At 63.6% G+C, this 19,938-nt stretch carries 18 protein-coding genes and 1 pseudogene; 5 read left to right on the top strand and 14 right to left on the bottom strand.

The window, feature by feature from the left end:
- Positions 1–254: 254 nt before the first annotated feature.
- The 3 genes from ACP2YO_RS44610 (at position 255) to ACP2YO_RS44600 (ending at position 3,856) form a co-directional block, all read left to right on the top strand.
- Positions 255–872 (top strand): hypothetical protein, encoded by a 618-nt coding sequence (locus ACP2YO_RS44610; RefSeq protein ID WP_426437488.1) that lies wholly within the window; start codon positions 255–257, stop codon positions 870–872.
- A gap of 543 nt (positions 873–1,415) precedes the next feature.
- Positions 1,416–2,288, top strand: coding sequence for a c-type heme family protein (locus ACP2YO_RS44605; protein ID WP_426437487.1), 873 nt, complete (start codon positions 1,416–1,418; stop codon positions 2,286–2,288).
- Positions 2,289–2,467: 179 nt separating this feature from the next.
- On the top strand, positions 2,468–3,856 hold the full coding sequence (locus ACP2YO_RS44600) for a mechanosensitive ion channel family protein (RefSeq protein WP_426437486.1): 1,389 nt from the start codon (positions 2,468–2,470) through the stop codon (positions 3,854–3,856).
- Between the two features lie 168 nt (positions 3,857–4,024).
- Here the strand turns inward: ACP2YO_RS44600 and ACP2YO_RS44595 are convergent, their stop codons facing one another.
- The 4 genes and pseudogenes from ACP2YO_RS44595 to ACP2YO_RS44580 form a co-directional block, all read right to left on the bottom strand.
- Positions 4,025–5,338: an NAD(P)H-dependent oxidoreductase gene (locus tag ACP2YO_RS44595; RefSeq protein WP_426437485.1), complete on the bottom strand. Its 1,314-nt coding sequence runs from the start codon at positions 5,336–5,338 to the stop codon at positions 4,025–4,027.
- 158 nt (positions 5,339–5,496) lie between these two features.
- Positions 5,497–6,297: a phytanoyl-CoA dioxygenase family protein gene (locus ACP2YO_RS44590; RefSeq protein ID WP_426437484.1), complete on the bottom strand. Its 801-nt coding sequence runs from the start codon at positions 6,295–6,297 to the stop codon at positions 5,497–5,499.
- Between the two features lie 75 nt (positions 6,298–6,372).
- Positions 6,373–7,047: a GntR family transcriptional regulator gene (locus ACP2YO_RS44585; protein ID WP_426437483.1), complete on the bottom strand. Its 675-nt coding sequence runs from the start codon at positions 7,045–7,047 to the stop codon at positions 6,373–6,375.
- Positions 7,048–7,315: 268 nt separating this feature from the next.
- Positions 7,316–8,011: pseudogene (locus ACP2YO_RS44580) on the bottom strand (sigma factor-like helix-turn-helix DNA-binding protein); the annotation flags it as partial.
- A 5-nt stretch (positions 8,012–8,016) separates the two neighbouring features.
- On the opposite strand from ACP2YO_RS44580, the gene ACP2YO_RS44575 reads away from it, so the two are divergent.
- Positions 8,017–8,418: a carboxymuconolactone decarboxylase family protein gene (locus tag ACP2YO_RS44575; RefSeq protein WP_426437482.1), complete on the top strand. Its 402-nt coding sequence runs from the start codon at positions 8,017–8,019 to the stop codon at positions 8,416–8,418.
- Between the two features lie 188 nt (positions 8,419–8,606).
- Here ACP2YO_RS44575 and ACP2YO_RS44570 read toward each other — a convergent pair whose 3' ends face one another.
- The gene (locus tag ACP2YO_RS44570; RefSeq protein ID WP_426437481.1) at positions 8,607–9,416 is read right to left on the bottom strand and encodes an alpha/beta fold hydrolase; all 810 of its coding nucleotides are present in this window, start codon (positions 9,414–9,416) and stop codon (positions 8,607–8,609) included.
- Positions 9,417–9,576: 160 nt separating this feature from the next.
- Here ACP2YO_RS44570 and ACP2YO_RS44565 point away from each other — a divergent pair, with 160 nt between their 5' ends.
- The gene (locus tag ACP2YO_RS44565; protein ID WP_426437480.1) at positions 9,577–10,119 is read left to right on the top strand and encodes a methylated-DNA--[protein]-cysteine S-methyltransferase; all 543 of its coding nucleotides are present in this window, start codon (positions 9,577–9,579) and stop codon (positions 10,117–10,119) included.
- 126 nt (positions 10,120–10,245) lie between these two features.
- On the opposite strand, the gene ACP2YO_RS44560 is transcribed toward ACP2YO_RS44565, so the two are convergent.
- The 9 genes from ACP2YO_RS44560 to ACP2YO_RS44520 all read right to left on the bottom strand — a co-directional run bounded on the left by ACP2YO_RS44560 (position 10,246) and on the right by ACP2YO_RS44520 (position 19,935).
- Complete coding sequence (locus ACP2YO_RS44560; protein ID WP_426435964.1) at positions 10,246–11,574, bottom strand: IS1182 family transposase; 1,329 nt, start codon at positions 11,572–11,574, stop codon at positions 10,246–10,248.
- A 459-nt stretch (positions 11,575–12,033) separates the two neighbouring features.
- Positions 12,034–12,906: an MBL fold metallo-hydrolase gene (locus ACP2YO_RS44555; RefSeq protein ID WP_426437479.1), complete on the bottom strand. Its 873-nt coding sequence runs from the start codon at positions 12,904–12,906 to the stop codon at positions 12,034–12,036.
- A gap of 14 nt (positions 12,907–12,920) precedes the next feature.
- A complete protein-coding gene (locus ACP2YO_RS44550) occupies positions 12,921–13,532 on the bottom strand; it encodes a glutathione S-transferase family protein (protein WP_426437478.1) in 612 nt (203 codons plus the stop codon).
- Positions 13,533–13,712: 180 nt separating this feature from the next.
- Positions 13,713–14,555, bottom strand: coding sequence for a fumarylacetoacetate hydrolase family protein (locus tag ACP2YO_RS44545; protein ID WP_426437477.1), 843 nt, complete (start codon positions 14,553–14,555; stop codon positions 13,713–13,715).
- Between the two features lie 153 nt (positions 14,556–14,708).
- On the bottom strand, positions 14,709–15,557 hold the full coding sequence (locus tag ACP2YO_RS44540) for an MBL fold metallo-hydrolase (protein WP_426437476.1): 849 nt from the start codon (positions 15,555–15,557) through the stop codon (positions 14,709–14,711).
- Positions 15,558–15,578: 21 nt separating this feature from the next.
- Positions 15,579–16,568 (bottom strand): NADPH:quinone reductase, encoded by a 990-nt coding sequence (locus ACP2YO_RS44535; RefSeq protein ID WP_426437475.1) that lies wholly within the window; start codon positions 16,566–16,568, stop codon positions 15,579–15,581.
- The gene (locus tag ACP2YO_RS44530) at positions 16,565–17,347 is read right to left on the bottom strand and encodes an SDR family oxidoreductase (protein WP_426437474.1); all 783 of its coding nucleotides are present in this window, start codon (positions 17,345–17,347) and stop codon (positions 16,565–16,567) included. Before ACP2YO_RS44530 ends, ACP2YO_RS44535 begins: the two co-directional genes overlap by 4 nt.
- A gap of 137 nt (positions 17,348–17,484) precedes the next feature.
- Complete coding sequence (locus ACP2YO_RS44525) at positions 17,485–18,000, bottom strand: CvpA family protein (protein WP_426437473.1); 516 nt, start codon at positions 17,998–18,000, stop codon at positions 17,485–17,487.
- 330 nt (positions 18,001–18,330) lie between these two features.
- Positions 18,331–19,935 carry a GMC family oxidoreductase gene (locus tag ACP2YO_RS44520; protein ID WP_426437472.1) on the bottom strand — a complete coding sequence of 535 codons (1,605 nt, stop codon included), beginning with the start codon at positions 19,933–19,935 and terminating at the stop codon, positions 18,331–18,333.
- Positions 19,936–19,938: the final 3 nt, after the last annotated feature.

Raw genomic sequence — 19,938 nt, 5'->3', positions numbered from 1 at the left:
GGCAACGATTGAATTGCACGCAAGACAATGTTCCGGGACGTGAAGGCAGCAAAGCGTTTGCGGATCACGAGGTGATTTCCGTGCCGCTTGCCGGCCCGGGCACCTGCAATCAATTCGGTCCTGAACTCTTCGTGATCATTCGGCCACGATTGGCCGTCATCGTCTACGACCAAAGTTCATGGGCGGTTCATTTCAAGTTCCGTACCCATTCGGTCGAGAAGCCCGCCAACCCTGCCCCCAACGAGGAGACTTCCATGCGTGAGACTGTCCGCCCGATTCTTGCTGCGTTGAGCATCGCGTCCCTTGCAGTGTCCATGACCGCATTGTCGAACAGCGGCGCTCTTGCCCAGGCCAGCAAGCAGCAGATGGCACCGGCGGCCAAACAGCCGGCGCAGGCTGCCCCCGCAGCACAGCAGGATCTGCCGCCGGTCAAGCAGATGGCGCTGACCCAGAAGCAGGTCGACAGCGCGCTGGCCGCGGCCAAGGAAATGGATCCGATCACCGCGAAGCTTCCCCAGGACAGCAAGCCGGACCCGAAGATCGTCACCCAGCTCGAGGGTATCGCCAAGAAAAACGGCTTCGCGAGCTCCGATGATTACAACAACGTCGTCGACAACATCTCGCTGGTGCTCGGCGGCTTCGATCCGCAGAGCAAGAAGTATGTCGGTCCCGAAGCCGTCCTGAAGGCACAGATCGCGCAGGTTCAGGCCGACAAGAAGATGTCGGCCCAGGACAAGAAGGATGCGCTCACCGATCTCAACGAGGCCCTGAAGTCGCCGCCGCCCGCGGTCGAGAACAAGGGCAACATCGATCTGGTCACCAAGAACTACGACAAGCTGATGGAAGCGTTCGGCGGCAGCGACGAAAACTGAGCCGCTGCCCAAATCAAAGAAGCCGCGCGAATCAAAGAAGCCCCGGAGAAATCCTCCGGGGCTTTTTTTCGTTGCACGGTGCCCAAGGCAATGCGCCGGCCAGGGTTGATCCTATGAGAACGCCGCCTCCATCGCCTTCCGCGTCCTGATCGTATCGTTGGCTTCGTCGACCTCGACGTGTCGCGTCAGCGCACCACCGCGCCATGGGCGATGTCGAATTTGCCGGCGCCGATCAATGCGACGCGAACCGGCTTGCCGGCGGCGGCGTCGATCGTCTCGACCGTGAAGATCAACCGCGCCGGGCTTCACCGAGATGATGGACACCGAGGACATGTTCCGGAAGTGGTTCAGGCAGGGGAAGGAGCAGCGGTTGTTGCCCTGAGGCTTTCATCGCTTTGCGCATACGGATTTCATGTATTAGCTGTGAATGCTCTCATAATAGGAGGGAACCCGCTTGGGTCGCCGTGATAACCTGACGACGGCGGTGCTCGATAAGGGCGCCCAGAGCGATCATGCATCGGGCCACGAAAGCGGGCGGGGGCAGTGCGTATCGAATATCGTTTTGGGCTAATCTTGGCTGGCTGTTTTCTGTTCGGCCTCTTGGTCGCAGGATACATTTCCTACACCCTTCAGTTTCGTGTCGCGAGCGAACAGGTCATCGAGCGGTCGCGCGTGCTGTTGGAGATGGGCGTTGTGATGCGCCACTACACCAGCGAGCAAATCGCGCCGCTCATCCGGCAGCTTGGTTTCGACGAATTCCACCCTCAAATTGTGCCGTCTTACAGCGCCCAAACGGCGCTCGCCGAACTGCGCCGGAAATTTCCTGATTACCGCTACCGCGAGGCCTCCCTCAATCCCACCAAGATCGAAGACCGTGCGACCGATTGGGAGGTGGGCCTGCTGCATGCCTTCCGGGAGAATGCGGAGCTCAAGGAATTGTCCGGCGAAGCAGGCGCAGGGTCCGAACTCCACTTCTACATCGCCCGTCCGATCAGGATGGCAAGCGCTGATTGCCTGCAGTGCCACAGCACCCCCGATGTCGCCCCCGCATCGATGGTGGCCCACTATGGCCAGAATGGCTTTGGCTGGAAGATGGGTGATGTCGTCGGCATGCAGCTCGTGGAAGTTCCCGTGGCGGGTCCCAATGCCCAAGCCCACAAGGCCCTTTGGGTCACTCTCGGCGCACTGACCAGTGTCTTCGTGCTGACCTTTGCGATTTTCTTGCTTCTGCTGCGGCTGTATGTGACCGGTCCGCTCGAATTCATAACGAGGGCGACCCGATCCACCAGCTTTGGGGATACCGCACACGGCGATGTCGACAAGAAACCCTTGAACGGCCAGTTCCACGAACTGGCGCAATCCATCGCACGCCTGAAAAGAAGCCTCGACGAAGCGATCAAGCAGCTTCTGCGCTAGCGGCAGCGGGACGCGAGGAGCAAATGAGCTATCTACTCACCGTCTTCGTCGTCGCCCTGACAGCGCTGACTTGGCTTGTGTTCGTGACAGTGCCCCCCAACTCGGAATGGGTCGCACCACTGCGGTACCTTGCGACGTTTCTGACCGCCATCAGCGCCGCCGGTCTCGCCGAATTCCTCGTGAGTCTCCTGATCGGCGAAGAGCGATCGCAGCAACACAAGACCACCGATCTGGTGCGTGTGATCAGCAAGGTGGTGGTCTATATCGCGGCGCTCCTTGTCTGGCTCTATTACGGGCTCGGCTTCAACATCACCCACCTTGTCGCCACCTCCGCCGTCCTCACGATCGTGATCGGCCTCGCGCTGCAATCGACCCTGGGCAACCTGTTCTCGGGGCTCGCCCTCGAGTTGGACCGGCCGGTCCGTGTCGGTGACTATCTGCGCCGCAGCCCCGTTGAAGGGACGATCGAAAGCCTCACATGGCGCTCGATCTTCCTGCGCGCGAGCAACGGGAGCGTCATTGTGGTGCCGAACAGCGGCCTTTCGGCCAACCAGGTGGAGGTGTTCCAGGCCGGCACTCCGACCTATCATACGACGGCGTTCCACGTTCCCGCGATCTACCCGCCCACCATGGTGCAAGACGTCATGCGCGCGGCGCTCCAGACGGGGACGATTCACGCCGCCATCCTCAAGGATCCCGCACCCAAGGCGTTGATTTTGGGGAGCGAGCCGGAGCGAGGCACGTTTCGCTACGGCGCGCGCATCTATACGTCGCGGCCCTCGGAGCTCACCAGCATCTTCTCCGCCGTGCTCACCCGACTATGGTATGCGCTCGACCGCCACGGCATCCCCATGACCTCCGTCTCCGAGCGAGGCGACCTGCCATGCCCTTATCCACCCGGTCCGTTCCGCTTTAAACCGCCAGCGGTGCCTGCCGCGCTGGTCGCGCTTGGCCGCGTGCTGCGCTTCGGTCCTGGCGAGGTGATTCCCGACGAGCTTGCCGGTATCCTGACGGAAGGGATGGTTTTGGAAGACATGCTGGACGGCGAGCTCGACATCGAGCAGGCACTGGCATCCCTGAGCGGCCCCACCGCAAACTCGCTCCACAGGACGCGGCTCGCCGCATCGGCGGAAGCCGAGATCGTGCGGCAGGCCGCCACGTTCCTGGGCCCTGTGGCTGCGACCTTGATCAGCCGGTATGCGGCGCCGACGGAAGACCCATTCCTCGTCTACCGCGCGGTCTCAATGCACATCCACGTCGACGAGGAGCGCGCCCGTTTCCTGGCCTTGGCACCCGCGCGGCCGGTCCGACGGCTCGTCCCCGGCGATGCGATCGGCTGGCTTGGCCTCCTCGGCCTCGAAGCGCCTGATGGGCGCCGGCGTTTCGTCCCGACGGACGCTGCGCTCGTTGCCTTCACGCATGAGCGCCTGAAGACGCTTCTCGCAGAACCCGAAGCCGAGCGCCTGATCGGTCTCCTCGCCACCAGAGGTGCGATGGACGCGCTCTCCAAGGCGGAGCTGCGGGGCCGATTGGAACGGCTCGTCGCCTCAATGCCTTCTTGGTCCTGAAGGTCGGTTGCTGGCTCAAAGCTGACTTAGACTTATCGGCTGTGCCTGTGCGTGTCGCCTATTGGCCCCTGAGCTGACCTGAGGCAATGCCCAGTTTGAGTCCGCAAAGCGCCGGCGAGCGGACGTCGCTCAAGCCGTGCTGATGAATCTTGATCATGAGTACACGGCCTAATCTTCCCTCGCGAACGCCGCCTCCATCGTCTTCCTTGTCCGGATCGTCTCGTTGCTCGCGTCGAACTCGACATCGTCCCAGCGCACCACCGCGCCATGGGCGACGTCGTTCTTCAGCTTGAGGCGATGCGCAAGCCCGATCGGCAGCGCGCCGGCTTTGAGGCTGGCCTGCGCCGGCATCAATTTGCCCCACACCGTATAGCCGCCTTCGCCGTCGAGCATTTCGCCGGCACGCAGATCGCGCTTTGCAACCGAGGCGACGTCGCCGCGGAAACCGCGCGGCTGGCCGGTCGGCTCGTTGCGCAGCGCTGCTGATAGAACCGAGATGTTCAGCTCGAGCCCGATCAGATGATAGGGCTTGTACATCGCCGCATAACGGCGGGATGCATCGGTCTTGAGGCCATACTGCTTGAAGCAATCCGCGGCATAATCGTTCGGCGCTTCCAGCACCACATAGACGCCCCAGCGCAAATCGCGGAACACCGGGCGGCCGTCGCGCTCCAGCGAGGAAACCACTTCGACGATGCCGGATTTTTCCAGAACGCCGCCTTTATCGCGCGGCCGCATCACGTGCGGCAGGTCGTCGACGCCGCAGGGCGGAAATAGCAATCCGTCCGAGGGCACGTCGAGCGTGCAGGCATTGGCGATCGCCGCCATTTCAATGGCGGATTTGGTGCCGTCGAGGAAGGAGTTAAACATCTGCGGATTCATGCCGGCGGACTGCGCCTCGCCGGCGGTGAGCCCGTAATGCTGCCACACGCCGTCCGGCGTCACGTCGTGATAGGCGGGCAGGTACTTTGTGCCCTTGCCGGCCGCGACGACGCGAAAGCCGGTCGCGCGCGCCCAGTCGACCATCTCCGCGGCCAGCGCCGGCTGGTCGCCATAGGCGAGCGAATAGACCACGCCGGCCTTGCGCGCTTCCTCGGCGAGCAGCGGTCCCGCCAGCACATCGGCCTCGACATTGACCATCACGACGTGCTTGCCGGCGGCGATCGCCGCCCGGGCATGGCGGATGCCGACGGCGGGATTGCCGGTCGCTTCCACCACCACATCGACATTGCCGCCGGCAATCGCCCGCGCGCCGTCGTCCGTGAAAATGGTCGCCCTGATCCGCTCATCGTCCCAGCCGACGGTGCGGCACGCCTCGCGCGCACGATCGCGGTCGAGGTCGATGATCACAGGCACCTCGAGTCCCGGCGTATGCGGCACCTGCGACAGAAACATCGAGCCGAACTTGCCGGCGCCGATCAGAGCGACGCGAACCGGCTTGCCGGCGGCGGCGCGGGTTTTGAGGAGGTGATGCAGGTTCATTTGATTGTTACCAGTGGGGCGGTCGCATGCGTCGCGACAAGGAAGAATTCGTCATTCCGGGGCGCGACGAAGTCGCGAGCCCGGAATCCATCGTACGTCGAACGTGCGGTCAAATGGATTCCGGGTTCTCGCTTCGCGAGCCCCGGAACGACGGCGAATTACTCCGCCGCCTGCCGCGGCGCACGGGCGAGCTGCACCAGCGCGTCGTCAGCGACGGTTTCGATCGGCGTGAAATCGCGATGCGCGATGTATTCGGGCCGCGTCGGGGTGCGGATGTAGTTTGAGACCGCGTTCAGCGTCAGATAGACGATCTTGCGCGGGTAGGGCGTGATGTTGCCGCTCGAGCCGTGCACCAGATTGCCATGGAACATCAGCATGCCGCCGGGCTTGCCGGTCGGCGCGACGATGCCGCCCTGCTTCACCAGCCGCGTTACCGTGTCTTCGTCCAGCGTCCACAGCGGGTAGGACGTGGTCGCCAGATCATGCGAAGCCTTGAGGTCGCCGGCGGTCTGGCTCTGCGGCACCAGCATCAGCGGGCCGTTGATCGGCATCACCTCGTCGAGGAAGATCGCGATGTTCATCGCGCGCGGCTCCGGCATGCCGTCGTCGCGCTTCCAGGTGCCGTAATCCTGGTGCCATTGCCAGACGTCGCCGGTGAAGGCGGCCTTCGCGTTGATCTTGAACTGATGCATGTAGACCTTCTCACCGAAGAGCTGCTCGATCGGATCGATCATGCGCGGATGCGCGCCGAGCAGGCCGAACGCCTCGTTGTAGAGATGCGCGGCAAAGGCGGTGCGCGGCGCGCCGCTCTTCTCGCGCCACACCTCGGGCCGGTTGGCGTCATAGATGCTGACGGCTTCGCGGGCGAGGAAGTCGACCTCCTCCTGGCTGAACAGCTCCGGCAGGAACAGCCAGCCTTCGCGATTGAAATGCTCGATCTGCTGCGGTGTCAGTTTCATGGTGCTTTCCTCCTGTTGTTTGCTTTGTTCTCGTTCTCGTCGCGCCCGGTTCAAGCCCGGCCATGACGACTTTGTTCACGCCGCTACGTTGATCGCTCTCAATTTCTCTTCCGTCATGCGTCCCGCGGTCTGCGCATGTGCCAGCGCCGCAGCTTCGGCCGCTGCGGCATTGCCGGCGAAGATATGCGCGGCGATCATCTCGTGTTCGGTCCACGCGCTGTCGCGATAATCGAGCTCGGCGAGCACGGTCGCCATCGAGCGGCGCATATGCGGCCATTGCGGTGCGATCATCTCCTCGATCGCCGAATTGCCTGCGAGGCGATAGATCGCGCTGTGGAAGTCGACGTCGAGCGCGATCAGGCGCGCCAGCGGCGTGGTGCCGTCGATCGCGCGACCGGCTTCGAGCGCGGCTTCAAGCTTTGCGCGTGCGGCGGCATCTATCTGAACTCGCCCGGCCGCAAGCCGCACCCCCAGCGCGTCGATCGCGCCGCGAACTTCATAGAGCTGGCGGATGCGCTGCGGATCGAGTTGCGTCACTTCGAAGCCGCGCCTGCCGCTTTCGGCAACGAGGCCCTGGCGATGCAGCAAATGCAGCGCGTGCGACACCGGCTGACGCGAGACGCCGAGCTTTTCGGCCAATTCGTTCTGGGTGATGCGTTGACCCGGCGGCAGCGTGCGGTCGATGATCGCCTCGAGGATTCGCGCATAGACCTGATCGATCAGGTTCGGAAGCGGGTCCAACGGGATCATGCGGATCAATCCAAGTAGAATACGGAATTCCGTGTTCAGGAAAAAATCTAACGCGGACCCCGCGCCCGGTCAAGGCCTCACTCCAGCAGAGGGAGCGACCCAATGAGCAGCGGAACAAGCGGCCCCCCTCTCCCTAACCTTCCCCCGCAAGGGCCCGCACGGGGGAGGGAACCGTCCGGCGGTGCCTGCCTTACAGGTGCTGCCCCGAGAGTATGCAATACGAGAAGGAGCCGCCCGCCGCATTGCGGCTCCAACGTCTCCAGCCGCATCAGCCCTGATCGAGCACCTCGACATCGAACGTTTCGATCTGCTCGGCTTCGGCCACCGCGTCGATCGCAGCGATCCTGTCGCCGGCGATCGCGATCCGCAGCACGATGCGCAGATGGCCGCCCAGGACGACGGCAATCCCGATCTCGCCATCGACCAGCGCAGGCTTCGCCGATTGCGCGCGTCCCTTGAAGCTTTCGGCGACCGCTGTGGCGCCGCGAATTTCCGGGAGTGAGCCAAGGCGCTGCGCAGCGCGATCGGCGCGCACCACCACGTCGGGATCGAGAACGGCGAGCAGCCCCTCGAAATTGCCATTGCGAGCCGCCGCGAGGAAAGCCTCGACAATCCCGCGTTGCCGGCTGAAATCCGTATCCGGCGCGGGCGGCGCGCCCTGCACGCGGCGCCGCGGGCGGCTTGCGAGTTGCCGCGCGGCGGCCGGGGTGCGGCCGACGATCGGTGCGATCTCCTCGAACGGTACCGCGAACATGTCGTGCAGCACGAAAGCCAGCCGCTCCGCCGGCGCCAATGTCTCCAGCACGACGAGCAGCGCCGCGCCGACGGAATCCGTCATTTCGGATTCGCGCTCGGCGTGATTGTCCGCGACTGGTTCCGGGACGTGCGGGCCGATCGGTTCCTCGCGCCGCGATTTGCGTGATCGCAGCATGTCGAGGCAAATGCGGGCGACCACTGTGGTTAGACTAGTTGCAGGCGCTCAGCGAAACCACCAAGCAAGGCCTGCCGGAAAAACTCCTCGAACTGGTCCATCTGCGCGCCAGCCAGATTAACGGCTGCAGCGTTTGCGTCGACATGCACCCGAGGCTCGCCAGGCGCGCCGGCGAGACCGACGAACGCCTGTTTGCCGTCGCCGCCTGGCGCGATGCGCCCTATTTCACCGAACCCGAGCGCGCGGCGCTGGCGCTGACTGAGGCGGTGGCCAGGCTCAGCGACCGCGAGGATCCGGTGCCGGACGCGGTATGGAACGAGGCTGACAAGCATTTCGACGAACACGAACTCGCCGCCTTGGTGCTCGCAATCTCGACGATCAATATCTGGAACCGGCTGAACGTCGCCGTGCGCCAGCCGGTCGGTGCGTGGAAGGTGTGAGCTTCTCCCTCTCCCCGTTCTTCACGGGGTCGAGACGAGCGAAGCTGGCTCTTAGAGGGGTGGGGTGAGGGGCTCTCTCCGCGAGCAGTGTGGTTGGTTAGACCTGTACCCCCTCACCCGGATCGCATCTGTCGATGCGATCTGACCTCTCCCCGCAAGCGGGGCGAGGTAAAGTAGGCGTGCCGCGGTCAGCTTGCCAAAAACTCCAACACGATCTCGCAATAGCGTCGCGGCGCCTGCTCGAACATCGGATGCGTGGTGCCCGCGATCATCTCGGTGCGCGAGCCCTTCACATGGGCGGCGAGCGCGTGCAGCACCTTCGGCAGCGCGCCCTTGGTGTTGGCGCCGCCGATGAAGAGCGTTGGCGCGCGGATCGCTTGTGCATCCGCTTTCGAGAAGGGCGGGCGCTTGTCGCGGGTCTGGCCGATCAGCGTCACGGCATTATCGAGCAGCAATTGCTTCGGCGCGGCCGGCAGGCGCTTCCATGCGCCAGGGCCCTCGAGCGCATCGATGAAGATCTGCATGCCGCCGTCGACGTCGCCCTTGGCGATGGCCTCGGCGGACGCCGCGATCCGCGCCGCCAGCGGCGAGGGGCCGGGCTGAAAATCAGGATCGAGTGTGCCGTCGAGTTCGCCACCGGGCTCGGCGAGGATCAGCTTGCGCAGCAGGTCTGGCCGCCGCTGCGCGACGCGGAACGAGATGTGGCCGCCGCGGGAATGCCCCATCAGGTCGACGGGCCTGGTGTCGAACTTTTCGATGAAGGCGATGACGTCATCGACATGCTGGACGATCGAATAGGTGTCGCCGACACCGTCCCATTGTGCCGGAAAGAAGTGCCGCAGACTGACCGCGATCACGCGATGTTTCTGCGTCAGCGGCCCCAGCACGGCCGACCAGATCCGGAAGTCGCACAGCGAGCCGTGGACGCAGACCAGCGGCGGCCCCTGGCCGACGTCGAGATAGGGCATGTCGAAACCGTTGACGTGGAGGCTTTGCATGGGCGGCTCGCGGAGTGGCGGGTGACGGAAACTGTTGATTTAGCCGAAGTTCCCACAGGATTCGGGTGGATAGCAACATTCTCCAAGCCTAGATTCCAGCCCAGCATCAGGCTCCGTCGCATGAGCCAGGGAAGATACTAGGGAAAATCTGGAGCGAGCCATGACAGGCCAGCATTTTGCAATCTTCGACACCGCGATCGGCGCCTGCGGCATCGTATGGGGCGAGCACGGCGTGACCGCCGTGCAATTGCCGATGGGCAATGAGGAGAAGACCCGCAAGCGGATTTTTCAGCGCAACGGCGACGTCACCGAGGCGGCCCCGCCGGCCGAGGTGCAGCACGCAATCGACGGCATGGTCGAGCTGCTGGCCGGCAAGCCGAACGGTCTCGCCGATATCGTGCTCGATCTCGACGGTGTGCCGGAGTTCAACCGCGGCGTCTATGACATCGCGCGGAAGATCCCTCCGGGCAAGACCATGACCTATGGCGACATCGCCAAGCAACTCGGCGGCGTCGAACTGTCGCGCGACGTCGGCCAGGCGCTCGGCCACAACCCGTGTCCGATCGTCGTGCCCTGTCACCGCGTGCTGGCGGCCGGCAACAAGCCGGGCGGCTTCTCCGCCAATGGCGGCGTGGTCACCAAGCTGAAGATGCTGCAGATCGAGGGCGCAGTCGTGAACCACACGCCGAACCTGTTCGATTGAGGGGGCCGCGGAGCCGTAGAGCCTGTGAACCAATTGGGTTTGTGTAGCGGCATCCGAAGTAGGAGCCGTTAGTTCTTGCGTGCAGAGGAGCAATCGGGTCGGATTGCTCGGCTGTGGTTGCGGGGACTATGCCTTGGCGAGGCGATGGCCTTGCAGGACGTTGTTGGCGAGAGCGTACCAGAGCACGACGGCGCGGACCTTGTTGATACCGCGCACGGTCAGTTGCCTGAGGTCCCAGTTGCGCCAGCGGGCATGGATGCATTCGCAGATCGTACGGACCTTGTACTGTGCCTTGCCTGCTTCGCTGGTCATGCGAGCCCGCCAGGCGGATACTCCGGGACCATCGCTGCTCCGGGGTAAAAAAGGATCGACACCGCTCCTGGATTGAGGCGGAGGGCAGTAGACCTCGATACCTTCGCCATGCGCCCATTCGATGTCCTCGCCGCTGCAGAACCCGCCGTCGACGAGGTGGCGGCGAGGAAAGCGCTTCAGCAATGCGTGGGTTCGTTCCAGCATCGGCCGCATCAGGCCGCGATCTGATCCATTGTTGTCGACATCGACCGTGACCACGATCAGTTCGCCCGCCGCACTGGCGACCTGCACGTTGTAGGCCGGGCGGAAGCCGGCATCCGCCATCTTCATCACCCGTGCCTGCGGGTCGGTGGTGGAAGCTCGAGGCTCCTTCGGCTTTTTGCCATTGCCGCCTTTTTCGTCGAGTTGCTTTCGCTTGCGCTTGATCTCGGCCAGTGCCGCTTGCGCCGCTTGCACCCGTTCGTTGCGTTCGCGTGCTGCGCGCTCCTTGGCGGCTCGGATCCGCCGATTGCTGGCTTCCGGATCCGCATCGACCTCGCGCTTGAGGTCCTCCACCACCGCCTGGGCCTGGGCCATCTGCCGATCTAGCGTCGCCTCTCGTCGGAACGAGCCAGTTCCTGCGCTCGCCCGTATCCGCACCCCGTCCTGAGCCAGCTTCTCCAGATCAACCAGCCCCACCTTGCTCAGGGCCATCAGATGCTCGACCAGCAAACGGTCGAGCAGGTCGGCACAACCGACCCGGAAGTCCGACAGCGTGTGATAGTTCAAAGAGACGCCGCCGCAGAGCCAGCGGTAAACGTCGTGGCTGTTGCAGAGCCGGTCCAGCGCCCGCGCGCTGCCAACGCCGTCACTTGTTGCGTACAGCCACAGCGCCAGCAGCAGCCGGGGTGATGGCGCCGGATGACCCGGCCGGTTCTCTCGCGCTTTGACCCGGTCTTCCAATGCACTGAGGTCGAGCCCTTCGACATAAGCCCAGATCACCCGTGCTGGATGATCCTGCCCAATCAGGCTGTCGATATCGACCGCTCGCAGTTCCACTTGGTCGCGCACCGGCTCCCGCAGCCGAGGTGCACCGCGCGGCATCGCCTCGGTCCGTGGCGCCGACTGCTCCGGCAAGTCGTCGAACAGCTTGTCGTCAGCCATCAGTCTCTCCAGCAAATCAACCTGCCAAGAGAATCACATCAGCCCGACATATGGCATAAAAAGATTCACAGCCTCGTAGGGTGGGCAAAGGAGCGTAAGCGACGTGCCCACCATCCTTGCTCCGTGCGCGCGATGGTGGGCACGCGGAGCCTGTCATCGGGCGCGCATTCGCGCGACCCGTTGGCTTTGCCCACCCTACGCATCTGTCCCTCTCACCGCACCGCCAAAATATCGAAAACAACCTCATGCAAAGTAGCCGGCGGCTGCCGGCGTTAGAGCGTTTTCAAGCGAAGTGGATACAGTTCGCGTCAAGAAAACGCGTCAAAACAATAATCTGGAGCCCCGTTCCGATTCCATCGGAACGGAAATGGCTCTAGACCAGCAACTTGACACGTCGGGCAACTCAGCGGTATTCTTCTAATATTCCGAAATGTTGGCCGAGGTAGAGCGCAGCCGGGCCTACCTTGCCATCTCGCACACGAATCCGTTCCCCTTCCGCCTGATCCTGCCGGCCGATGGCGAGGGGAAGTGCGCGGTGCAGCACAGCGTGTCGGTGTCGCAATAGCGTTCCAGGAAGCCGCGTCGGGTTTTGGCCGCCAGCGCCTGATCGACGTCGAACTTCGCCGACAGCTCCGGATAATGTGTCTGGATCGGCGAGTGCATCAGGTCGCCTGAAAAAACCGCGTCGTCCTTGCCGCGGCCGAAGGTGAAGGCGACATGGCCCGGGGTGTGGCCGGGCGTCGGCAGGATGCGCGTATGATCGCCGATGGCAAAATCGTTGCGCACGATCTCGGCCTTGTTGGTCTCGACCACCGGTAGCACGCTGTCGATGAAGGGGGCGACCTCCGTCTTTGCGTTGGTCTCGGTCCAATGGTCGAACTCGGTCTTGTCGAACACATAGCGCGCGTTGGGGAAGGTCGGGACCCAGTGGCCGTTCTCCAGTTTTGTGTTCCAGCCGACGTGATCGACATGCAGATGCGTGCACATCACATAATCGATGTCGCCGACGGAAAATCCCGCGGACGCAAGCCCGCGCAGATAGGTGTCGTCGGTCTTCATGTTCCAGGCCGGCCGCCCCGGCCGCGGCTTGTCATTGCCGATGCAACTATCGATCAGGATGGTGTGATGCGGCGTCTTCACGACATAGGACTGGAACGCCAGGATCAGCGTATCGCTGTCGTCGAGCGCGCCTGCGGCCTTCATCCACCCGCGGTTTTCCGCGAGCACGTCCGGCGTCAGTCCGGGCAGCATGTCGAGCGCGGGCAGGAACGTGGTCTCCTGCTCGATGATGCGATGAATGGTGAGGTCGCCGACGGTGAATTTAAGGGTCATGGTAAAACCTCGCGTTACGCCGCAGGGGGCACTGTAATTTTCACCGACGGCCGCTCCAGCATTGTTTGGTAGAAGGCCTCGAGCTTCGGATAGGCCTTGCGCCAGCCGCAATCGGCGAAGCGGAAGTCGGCGTAGCCGAGCACGCAAACAAGCCCGATCTGCGCGATGTCGAACGGTCCACTCAGCATCTCGGGCCGGTCCTCGAACCGCGCCATGCCGCTCCAGGCCCGATTCCAGTGATCGTCATGCCAGGCCTGCCACAGCGAGCCCTGCGGCCGCACCATCTTCTCGTAGCGGCACAGCAGCATCGAATCGAGCATGCCGTTGATCAGCGAGTGGTCGGTCTTCACCTTCCAGCGCCGCGGGCCGTAGCCCGGGATCAGCCGGCCGCCGCCGATCTCGTTGAGATATTCGACGATGACATAGGAATCGAGAATGACATCACCATTGTTGAGGATCAGCACCGGCAGCTTCTTCAGCGGCGTGATCTTCGAATATTCGTCATTGGCCTGGCCCGGTGCGACGCTGGCCGGCACGAACTCGATCTTGTCGATCAAGCCAAGCTCGATCGCCGCGATGCGCACCTTGCGGGCGAAGGGGGAGGCGGGAGAGAAGGTGAGTTTCATGTGGGAGGCCTCTGAAGAATGCGCGGAATACGTCTCGCAGTTTCGTCATTGCGAGCGAAGCGAAGCAATCCATTCGTTCCGAACTTGCGGTCAGATGGATTGCTTCGTCGCTTCAGCGCAAAATTGCTTTGCAATTTTGTCGCGAGCTCCTCGCAATGACGGTCGGCGTTGGTCGCGGCCTCAAGCCGCGATGATCTCCTGGCGCTGTTCGCCGAGGCCCTCGATGCCAAGCGTCACGACGTCGCCGACATTGAGGAAGGTCGGCGGCTTCATGCCCAGGCCGACGCCGGGCGGCGTGCCTGTTGTGATGATGTCGCCGGGCAGCAGCGTCATGAACTGCGAGACGTAGGAGATGCACTTCGCCATCGAGAAGATCATGGTCTTGGTCGAGCCGGTCTGGCGACGCTGGCCGTTGACGTCGAGCCACATCGACAGCTCCTGCACGTCCGCAATCTCGTCCCTGGTGACGAGCCAGGGGCCGACCGGGCCGAAGGTGTCGTGCGACTTGCCCTTGGTCCACTGTCCGAGGCGCTCGGTCTGGAAGTTGCGTTCGGAGACGTCGTTGCAGACGCAATAGCCGGCGACGTGGTTGAGCGCGTCGGCTTCCGAGACATATTTGGCGCGGGTGCCGATGATCGCGGCGATCTCGACCTCCCAGTCGAGTTTGGTGGAGCCGCGCGGCTTCTCGACTGCGTCGTTCGCGCCGCACAGCGACGTGTTCGCCTTCATGAAGATGATCGGTTCGGTCGGAATCTGCGCGCCGGTCTCCTTGGCGTGATCGGAATAGTTCAGGCCGATGGCAACGAATTTGGAGATTCCGGTGACGGGGGCGCCGAGGCGCGGCTTGCCGGAGACGGCGGGAAGGGAGGCGGGATCGAGGGCAGCGAGCTTCTTCAACGACTCCGGCGAATAGGCCTCGCCGGTGAGGTCCTTGACATGGGCCGAGAGGTCGCGGAGCTGGCCGGATTTATCGATCAGGCCAGGCTTTTCCGCACCCTTTTCGCCATAACGAACAAGCTTCATGTTGATCACTCCCTACGGTTTTTGAGCATCGTTGCTGGTATATCTCGGCAAGCTTCATGGAACAGCGCGCCGGGAAATTCAATGGCCCTGAGCGCGCTGCATTGCAGCCAGCCTTATTTTCAAGGATGCCTTATTTCAAGGCTGTCGGCCCCGTCACGCCAACGAGACGAATTTGAAGGCATCCCCATCGCGCGTGATATGACCGGCGCTGAAATGTCCGCCGATCACCAGGGTGGGCGTATCGGCAAAGCGCGAGAACAGCTCGCGCCGTGTCGCCGCTGACTGCTTCTGATCGGTATCCACTGTCGACGACCAGTCTAGATGGTACATCTGGCACGGATGGTGGGCGACGTCGCCGGTCAGGAGCCCTTCCTCACCACCGGAGGCGATGTGGATGCTCAGATGGCCCGGGCTGTGGCCCGGCGTCGGGATCAGCGTGATCTCCTCGGTCAGCCGGTGGTCACTCGGCGCCAGTTTGGCCTTGCCGGCGTCGGCGATCGGTTTCACCGAGTCGGCGAAGACGGCGGCATGCGCGGAATCATTGCCGTGGTCGCGCCAGTGCTCGAACTCGGTCTTGCCGAACACGTAGCGCGCGTTCGGGAAGGTCGGCACCCATTTGCCGTCGACGAGCCTCGTGTTCCAGCCGACATGGTCGACATGCAGATGCGTACAGAGCACGGTGTCGATGCTGTCTGGCGCGAAGCCTGCCGCCGTCAGCTTCTCCAGGAACGGATCGTTGCGGTTGTTCCAGGTCGGTACGTTGCGGCCCTGCTTGTCGTTGCCCAGCCCGGTGTCGACGATGATGCGATGTTCGGGTGTTTCCAGCAGCAGCGAATGGATCGACATTTTCAGCCGACCGTCCTCAGTGGCGAAATGCGGGATCAGCCAGGGCAGGTTCTGGATTTCCTCGCGGCCGGCAAGCGGCAGGATGAATCGGGTGCTGCCGACCGTCTCGAGCTCGACGACCTTGGTGATCCTGACCTTGCCCACGGTCCAGTACATCCGGCGTTTCCTTCTTTGTTGTTATCGCGCGCAATCAACGATTACGGTACCGATCTTGTCGCCCTTCTCGACCGCAAGATGGGCCAGTGCCGTGTCGGCCAGCGCGAATTGCCCGGCGATATTGTGCACGCGGGTGCCCGAGGCGAGCCATTTGGTGATGTCGTCCTGCGCGGCGGCGAGCAGCGGCGGCGGCAGCGCGAACAGCACCAGGGAGCGTAGCGTGATGCATTTCTCCATCAGCTCGCGCATCGGCACCATCGGCGTACGGTTGCCGTTGGTGGCGTAGACCGCAATCGTCGAATTCATCGCCATCAACTTAAGGGTCGTCGCCAGGTTGCCGCCGAAATCGACATCGATCACGCGGTCGACGCCACGGTTCTCGGTGAAGGCCATCACCTTGGCGACGACGTCGTCGGTCCGGTAGTTGACGACGAAGTCGGCGCCCGCGAGCCGCGCTTCCATGTCCTTGACCTGCGAACTGACAGTCGCGATCACCCGTGCGCCGCCCCATTTGGCGAGTTGCACCGCGTAATGGCCGACTGCACCGGCACCGCCGGTGACCAGCACGGTTTGTCCTGCAATCGGTCCGTCGGCGAACAATGCACACCACGCGGTCATGCAGGGGATGCCGAGCGTCGCGCCGGCGGCGAAGGAGACATCTTCGGGCAGCGTCGTCACCAGATAGTCGGCGAGCGTGATAAATTCGGCCGCTGTGCCGAAGGCGCGGCCGTTGCGCTGGCCGTTGAACAGCCAGACGCGGTCGCCGACGGCAAAACGCGTCACGCCTTCGCCGATCTGGTCGACGATCCCGGCGCCATCGCTGTTCGGGATTATCAGCGGGAATTCCATCGCGCGATAATTGCCGCTGCGACGTCCGACATCGGCCGGATTGACGCCAGATGCTTCAAGGCGGATGCGGACTTCGCCGGGGCCTGCGTCGGGCGTCGGCATCTCGCCGACGGCAAGCACCGTCGGCGCCGCGCCCGTTTGCTCGTACCAGACGGCTCTCACAACGTTCCCGGGAAGGCGCCGCCATCGAGCAGGATGTTCTGCCCGGTGATGAAGCCCGCCTTGTCGCCGCACAGGAAGGCACAGGCATAGCCGAACTCGTCGGGGTGGCCGAAGCGGCCGGCCGGATTTTGCTTGGCGCGGTCAGCCAGGATCTGCTCGATCGGGATGCCGCGCTTTTCGGCCTCAGGCTTGGCGGTGCCGCGCAGTCGGTCGGTCTCGAACGGGCCCGGCAGCAGGCCGTTGATGGTGACGTTGTTGATCACGGTCTTGCGCGACAGGCCGGCGACGAAGCCGGTGAGGCCGGCGCGTGCGCCGTTCGAGAGACCCAGGATATCGATCGGCGCCTTCACGGCCGCCGAGGTGATGTTGACGATGCGGCCGAATTTGCGCGCCATCATGCCGTCGACGGTTGCCTTGATCAGGTCTATCGGCGTCAGCATGTTGGCGTCGATCGCCTTGATCCAGTCGTCGCGGGTCCAGTTGCGGAAATCGCCGGGCGGCGGACCGCCGGCATTGTTGACCAGGATGTCCGGGTCGGGGCAGGCCTTGAGCACGGCCTCGCGTCCGGCCGGTGTCGTGATGTCGCCGACGATCTCGGTGACGGTAACACCGGGATGGGCCTTCCGGATCTCGTCGGCGGTCTGCTTCAGCGCTTCGGCGCCGCGCGCCGTCACCGTGACGTGAACGCCTTCATTGGCCAGCGCCATGGCGCAGGCACGGCCCAGTCCCTTGCTTGATGCGCAGACGATGGCGCGGCGGCCCTTGATTCCGAGATCCACTAGTTCTCTCCCTGAGATGTTGGGGATGGTTTGTAAAGGTTCGATGGGGCAAGTCTAGCCAAGCCCGGCGCTGTCGATAAGGGACGTGCAATGCAATAAGTGCATGCCGGGCAGCAACAGCCGGCCAACAGCGACGGCTAAATACGCCGCTCCCGCCTCAACCGCTCAATCGCCATGGTGGCTTCGGGCGGCAACGACCGGATCCCGGTTTGCCCGACGGCCGAAAACAGCGGCCGCAGCCGCGAGCCATTGAGGAACTGCGGCTGGTTGGCCAGCGGCACCAGCTGGTCGAAAACCAGCACGAGGGTGGTCACGACGAGGCCGGCCCTGATCGCCCCCAGCAGCGCGCCGCCGAGCCGGTCGCCGATCCCGACCTCGGCACCGATGGCGTCGTTGAGCATCGTCCGCGCCAGGTGTCCGAGCACGACGCCAATCACGAGAAACAGGCCGAACAACAACACACCGTTGGAAGGAAAAGGTGAGGCCGGCAAATCAGCGATGCGGGGTCCGACCATCGACATCACGGCGACCGCGATCGGCATCGCGACGAGATAAGCGAGGATAGTGACTGCGCTGCGCAACAGGCCGGTGGTGAAGCCGGTCACGATCGCGAACAGCAAGCCGAGGCAAATAACAGCATCGAAAGTGTTCATGGATGGGAAACCTCCGCTCGATCTGCTGCGGCGCTCTGGTTCATGAATCAAGATTACAATCGGCACAATTGTAGCGATCGATCGGCCGTGCTGATCGGGGAACCTTGCCCGGGAACCTTACCTATGTCCGGCCTATTCGATGACAGTAAAGAAATCATCCTCTTCACCGGCGCGTCACGGGTTCTTGCTGAATTGATTTTGTAGCCCGGATGGAGCGTAGCGAAATCCGGGGCTCACGCGCACGAAAGACCCGGATTGCGCTGCGCTCCATCCGGGCTACGATTTCTTCGCGCCGGCGGCCACAGCCGATGGGCGGGGAAGCTTCCTCGCTCAGCCCCGCATCTCCGCCTTGATCATATCCGCTGCCTTCTCGCCGATCATGATGGTCGGCGCATTGGTGTTGCCGCCGATCAGGGTCGGCATGATCGAGGCGTCGACCACGCGCAGGGCCTCGAGGCCATGTACGCGCAGCTTCGGATCGACCACCGCGAGCGGATCGCCAGTGCCCATCTTGCAGGTGCCGACCGGGTGATAGACCGTGTCGACGCGCGCCCGCAGGATGTCGCGGATGTCGTCGTCGGTGCGCACGTCAGCGGTGAACATGTCCTTCTGCTGCAAGGCGCGCAGCGACGGGGTGTCCATCAACCGCTGCGTGGTCTTGTAGCCCGCGACCATCGCCTCGAGGTCGGCGTCTTCGCCGAGAAAGTTCGGATCGATCAGCGGTGCTTGCATCGCATCGCCGCCTGCGAGCGCGACGCTGCCGCGGCTCGTCGGCCTGAGCAAGCAGACATGACAGGAGAAACCGGTGCCGCTATGGCGCTTGCGGCCGTGGTCGTCGACCATCGCCATGCCGAAATGCAGCTGGATATCAGGGATATCGAGATCGGGCCGCGTCTTCAGGAAGCCGCCGCATTCGGCGAAGTTCGAGGTGAGGGGGCCGCGACGCTCCCTTCGATATTGCAGGATGGCGCGGATCAGCCGCGGCATGCCCTTCAGCGAGATGCCGGCGAAGTTCGGATTGTCCGACATGTAGCCGAAGATGAAGTCGGGATGGTCCTGCAGATTCTGTCCGACGCCTGGCAGATGATGCACGCTCGCAAGGCCGTGCTTGCCGAGCGCAGCCGCATCGCCGACGCCCGACAGCATCAGAAGCTGCGGCGACTGGAATGCGCCAGCGGCGAGGATGACTTCACGCCGCGCGCGGAGCTGTTTCAGTTCCTTGCCCTGCCTGTATTCGACGCCGACCGCGCGCTTGCCCTCGAACAGGATTCGCGTCGCCTGCGCCCCGGTCTCGACGCGCAGATTGGCGCGGCTTGTCATATGCGGATGCACATAGGCGCGTGCCGCACTCCAGCGCTCGCCATTTTTCTGCGTCACCTGGTAGATGCCGAGGCCTTCATGGTCGTCGGCGTTGAAATCGTCGCGGATGCGGAACTGGCCCTCCTGTGCCGCCTGCAGGAATGTCTGCTGGACCGGATTGTCCGACCGCAGTTTGTTGACCGCGAGCGGGCCGCCCTTGCCGTGATATTCGCCGTCGAAATCGGCGTTGTTCTCGGAACGCTTGAAATAGGGCAGCACGTCGGTGAACGACCAGCCGGTGTTGCCGAGCGAGGCCCAATGGTCGTAGTCGGAGCGATGGCCGCGGATGTAGACCATGGCGTTGATCGCCGATGAGCCGCCGAGCCCCTTGCCGCGCGGCTGGTAGCCGATGCGGCCGTTCAGGCCTTTCTGCGGCACGGTGTTGAAGGCCCAGTTGTTGACGGTGCCCGCAACCATCAGCACCAGTGCGCCCGGGGCGGTGACGACCCAATTGTCGTTCCTGCCGCCGGCATCGAGCAGCGCCACCGACGTCGCCGCATCCTCCGACAATCTCCCCGCCACCGCGCAGCCACCCGAGCCTGCGCCCACCACCACGAAATCGAAAGTGTCAGTCACGTT

The sequence above is a fragment of the Bradyrhizobium genosp. P genome, assembly GCF_049949265.1.
Classification (GTDB): Bacteria; Pseudomonadota; Alphaproteobacteria; order Rhizobiales; family Xanthobacteraceae; genus Bradyrhizobium.
The sequence above is the reverse complement of the archived record's forward strand: the minus strand, read 5'-3'. Positions and strand labels throughout refer to the sequence as shown.

Excerpts from the sequence above, each read along its gene's own strand:
- ACP2YO_RS44610 (WP_426437488.1), top strand. The coding sequence starts at position 255 with ATGCGTGAGACTGTCCGCCCGATTCTTGCTGCGTTGAGCATCGCGTCC.
- ACP2YO_RS44595 (WP_426437485.1), bottom strand. The coding sequence starts at position 5,338 with ATGAACCTGCATCACCTCCTCAAAACCCGCGCCGCCGCCGGCAAGCCG.
- ACP2YO_RS44590 (WP_426437484.1), bottom strand. The coding sequence starts at position 6,297 with ATGAAACTGACACCGCAGCAGATCGAGCATTTCAATCGCGAAGGCTGG.
- ACP2YO_RS44585 (WP_426437483.1), bottom strand. The coding sequence starts at position 7,047 with ATGATCCCGTTGGACCCGCTTCCGAACCTGATCGATCAGGTCTATGCG.
- ACP2YO_RS44570 (WP_426437481.1), bottom strand. The coding sequence starts at position 9,416 with ATGCAAAGCCTCCACGTCAACGGTTTCGACATGCCCTATCTCGACGTC.
- ACP2YO_RS44565 (WP_426437480.1), top strand. The coding sequence starts at position 9,577 with ATGACAGGCCAGCATTTTGCAATCTTCGACACCGCGATCGGCGCCTGC.
- ACP2YO_RS44560 (WP_426435964.1), bottom strand. The coding sequence starts at position 11,574 with ATGGCTGACGACAAGCTGTTCGACGACTTGCCGGAGCAGTCGGCGCCA.
- ACP2YO_RS44555 (WP_426437479.1), bottom strand. The coding sequence starts at position 12,906 with ATGACCCTTAAATTCACCGTCGGCGACCTCACCATTCATCGCATCATC.
- ACP2YO_RS44550 (WP_426437478.1), bottom strand. The coding sequence starts at position 13,532 with ATGAAACTCACCTTCTCTCCCGCCTCCCCCTTCGCCCGCAAGGTGCGC.
- ACP2YO_RS44545 (WP_426437477.1), bottom strand. The coding sequence starts at position 14,555 with ATGAAGCTTGTTCGTTATGGCGAAAAGGGTGCGGAAAAGCCTGGCCTG.
- ACP2YO_RS44540 (WP_426437476.1), bottom strand. The coding sequence starts at position 15,557 with ATGTACTGGACCGTGGGCAAGGTCAGGATCACCAAGGTCGTCGAGCTC.
- ACP2YO_RS44525 (WP_426437473.1), bottom strand. The coding sequence starts at position 18,000 with ATGAACACTTTCGATGCTGTTATTTGCCTCGGCTTGCTGTTCGCGATC.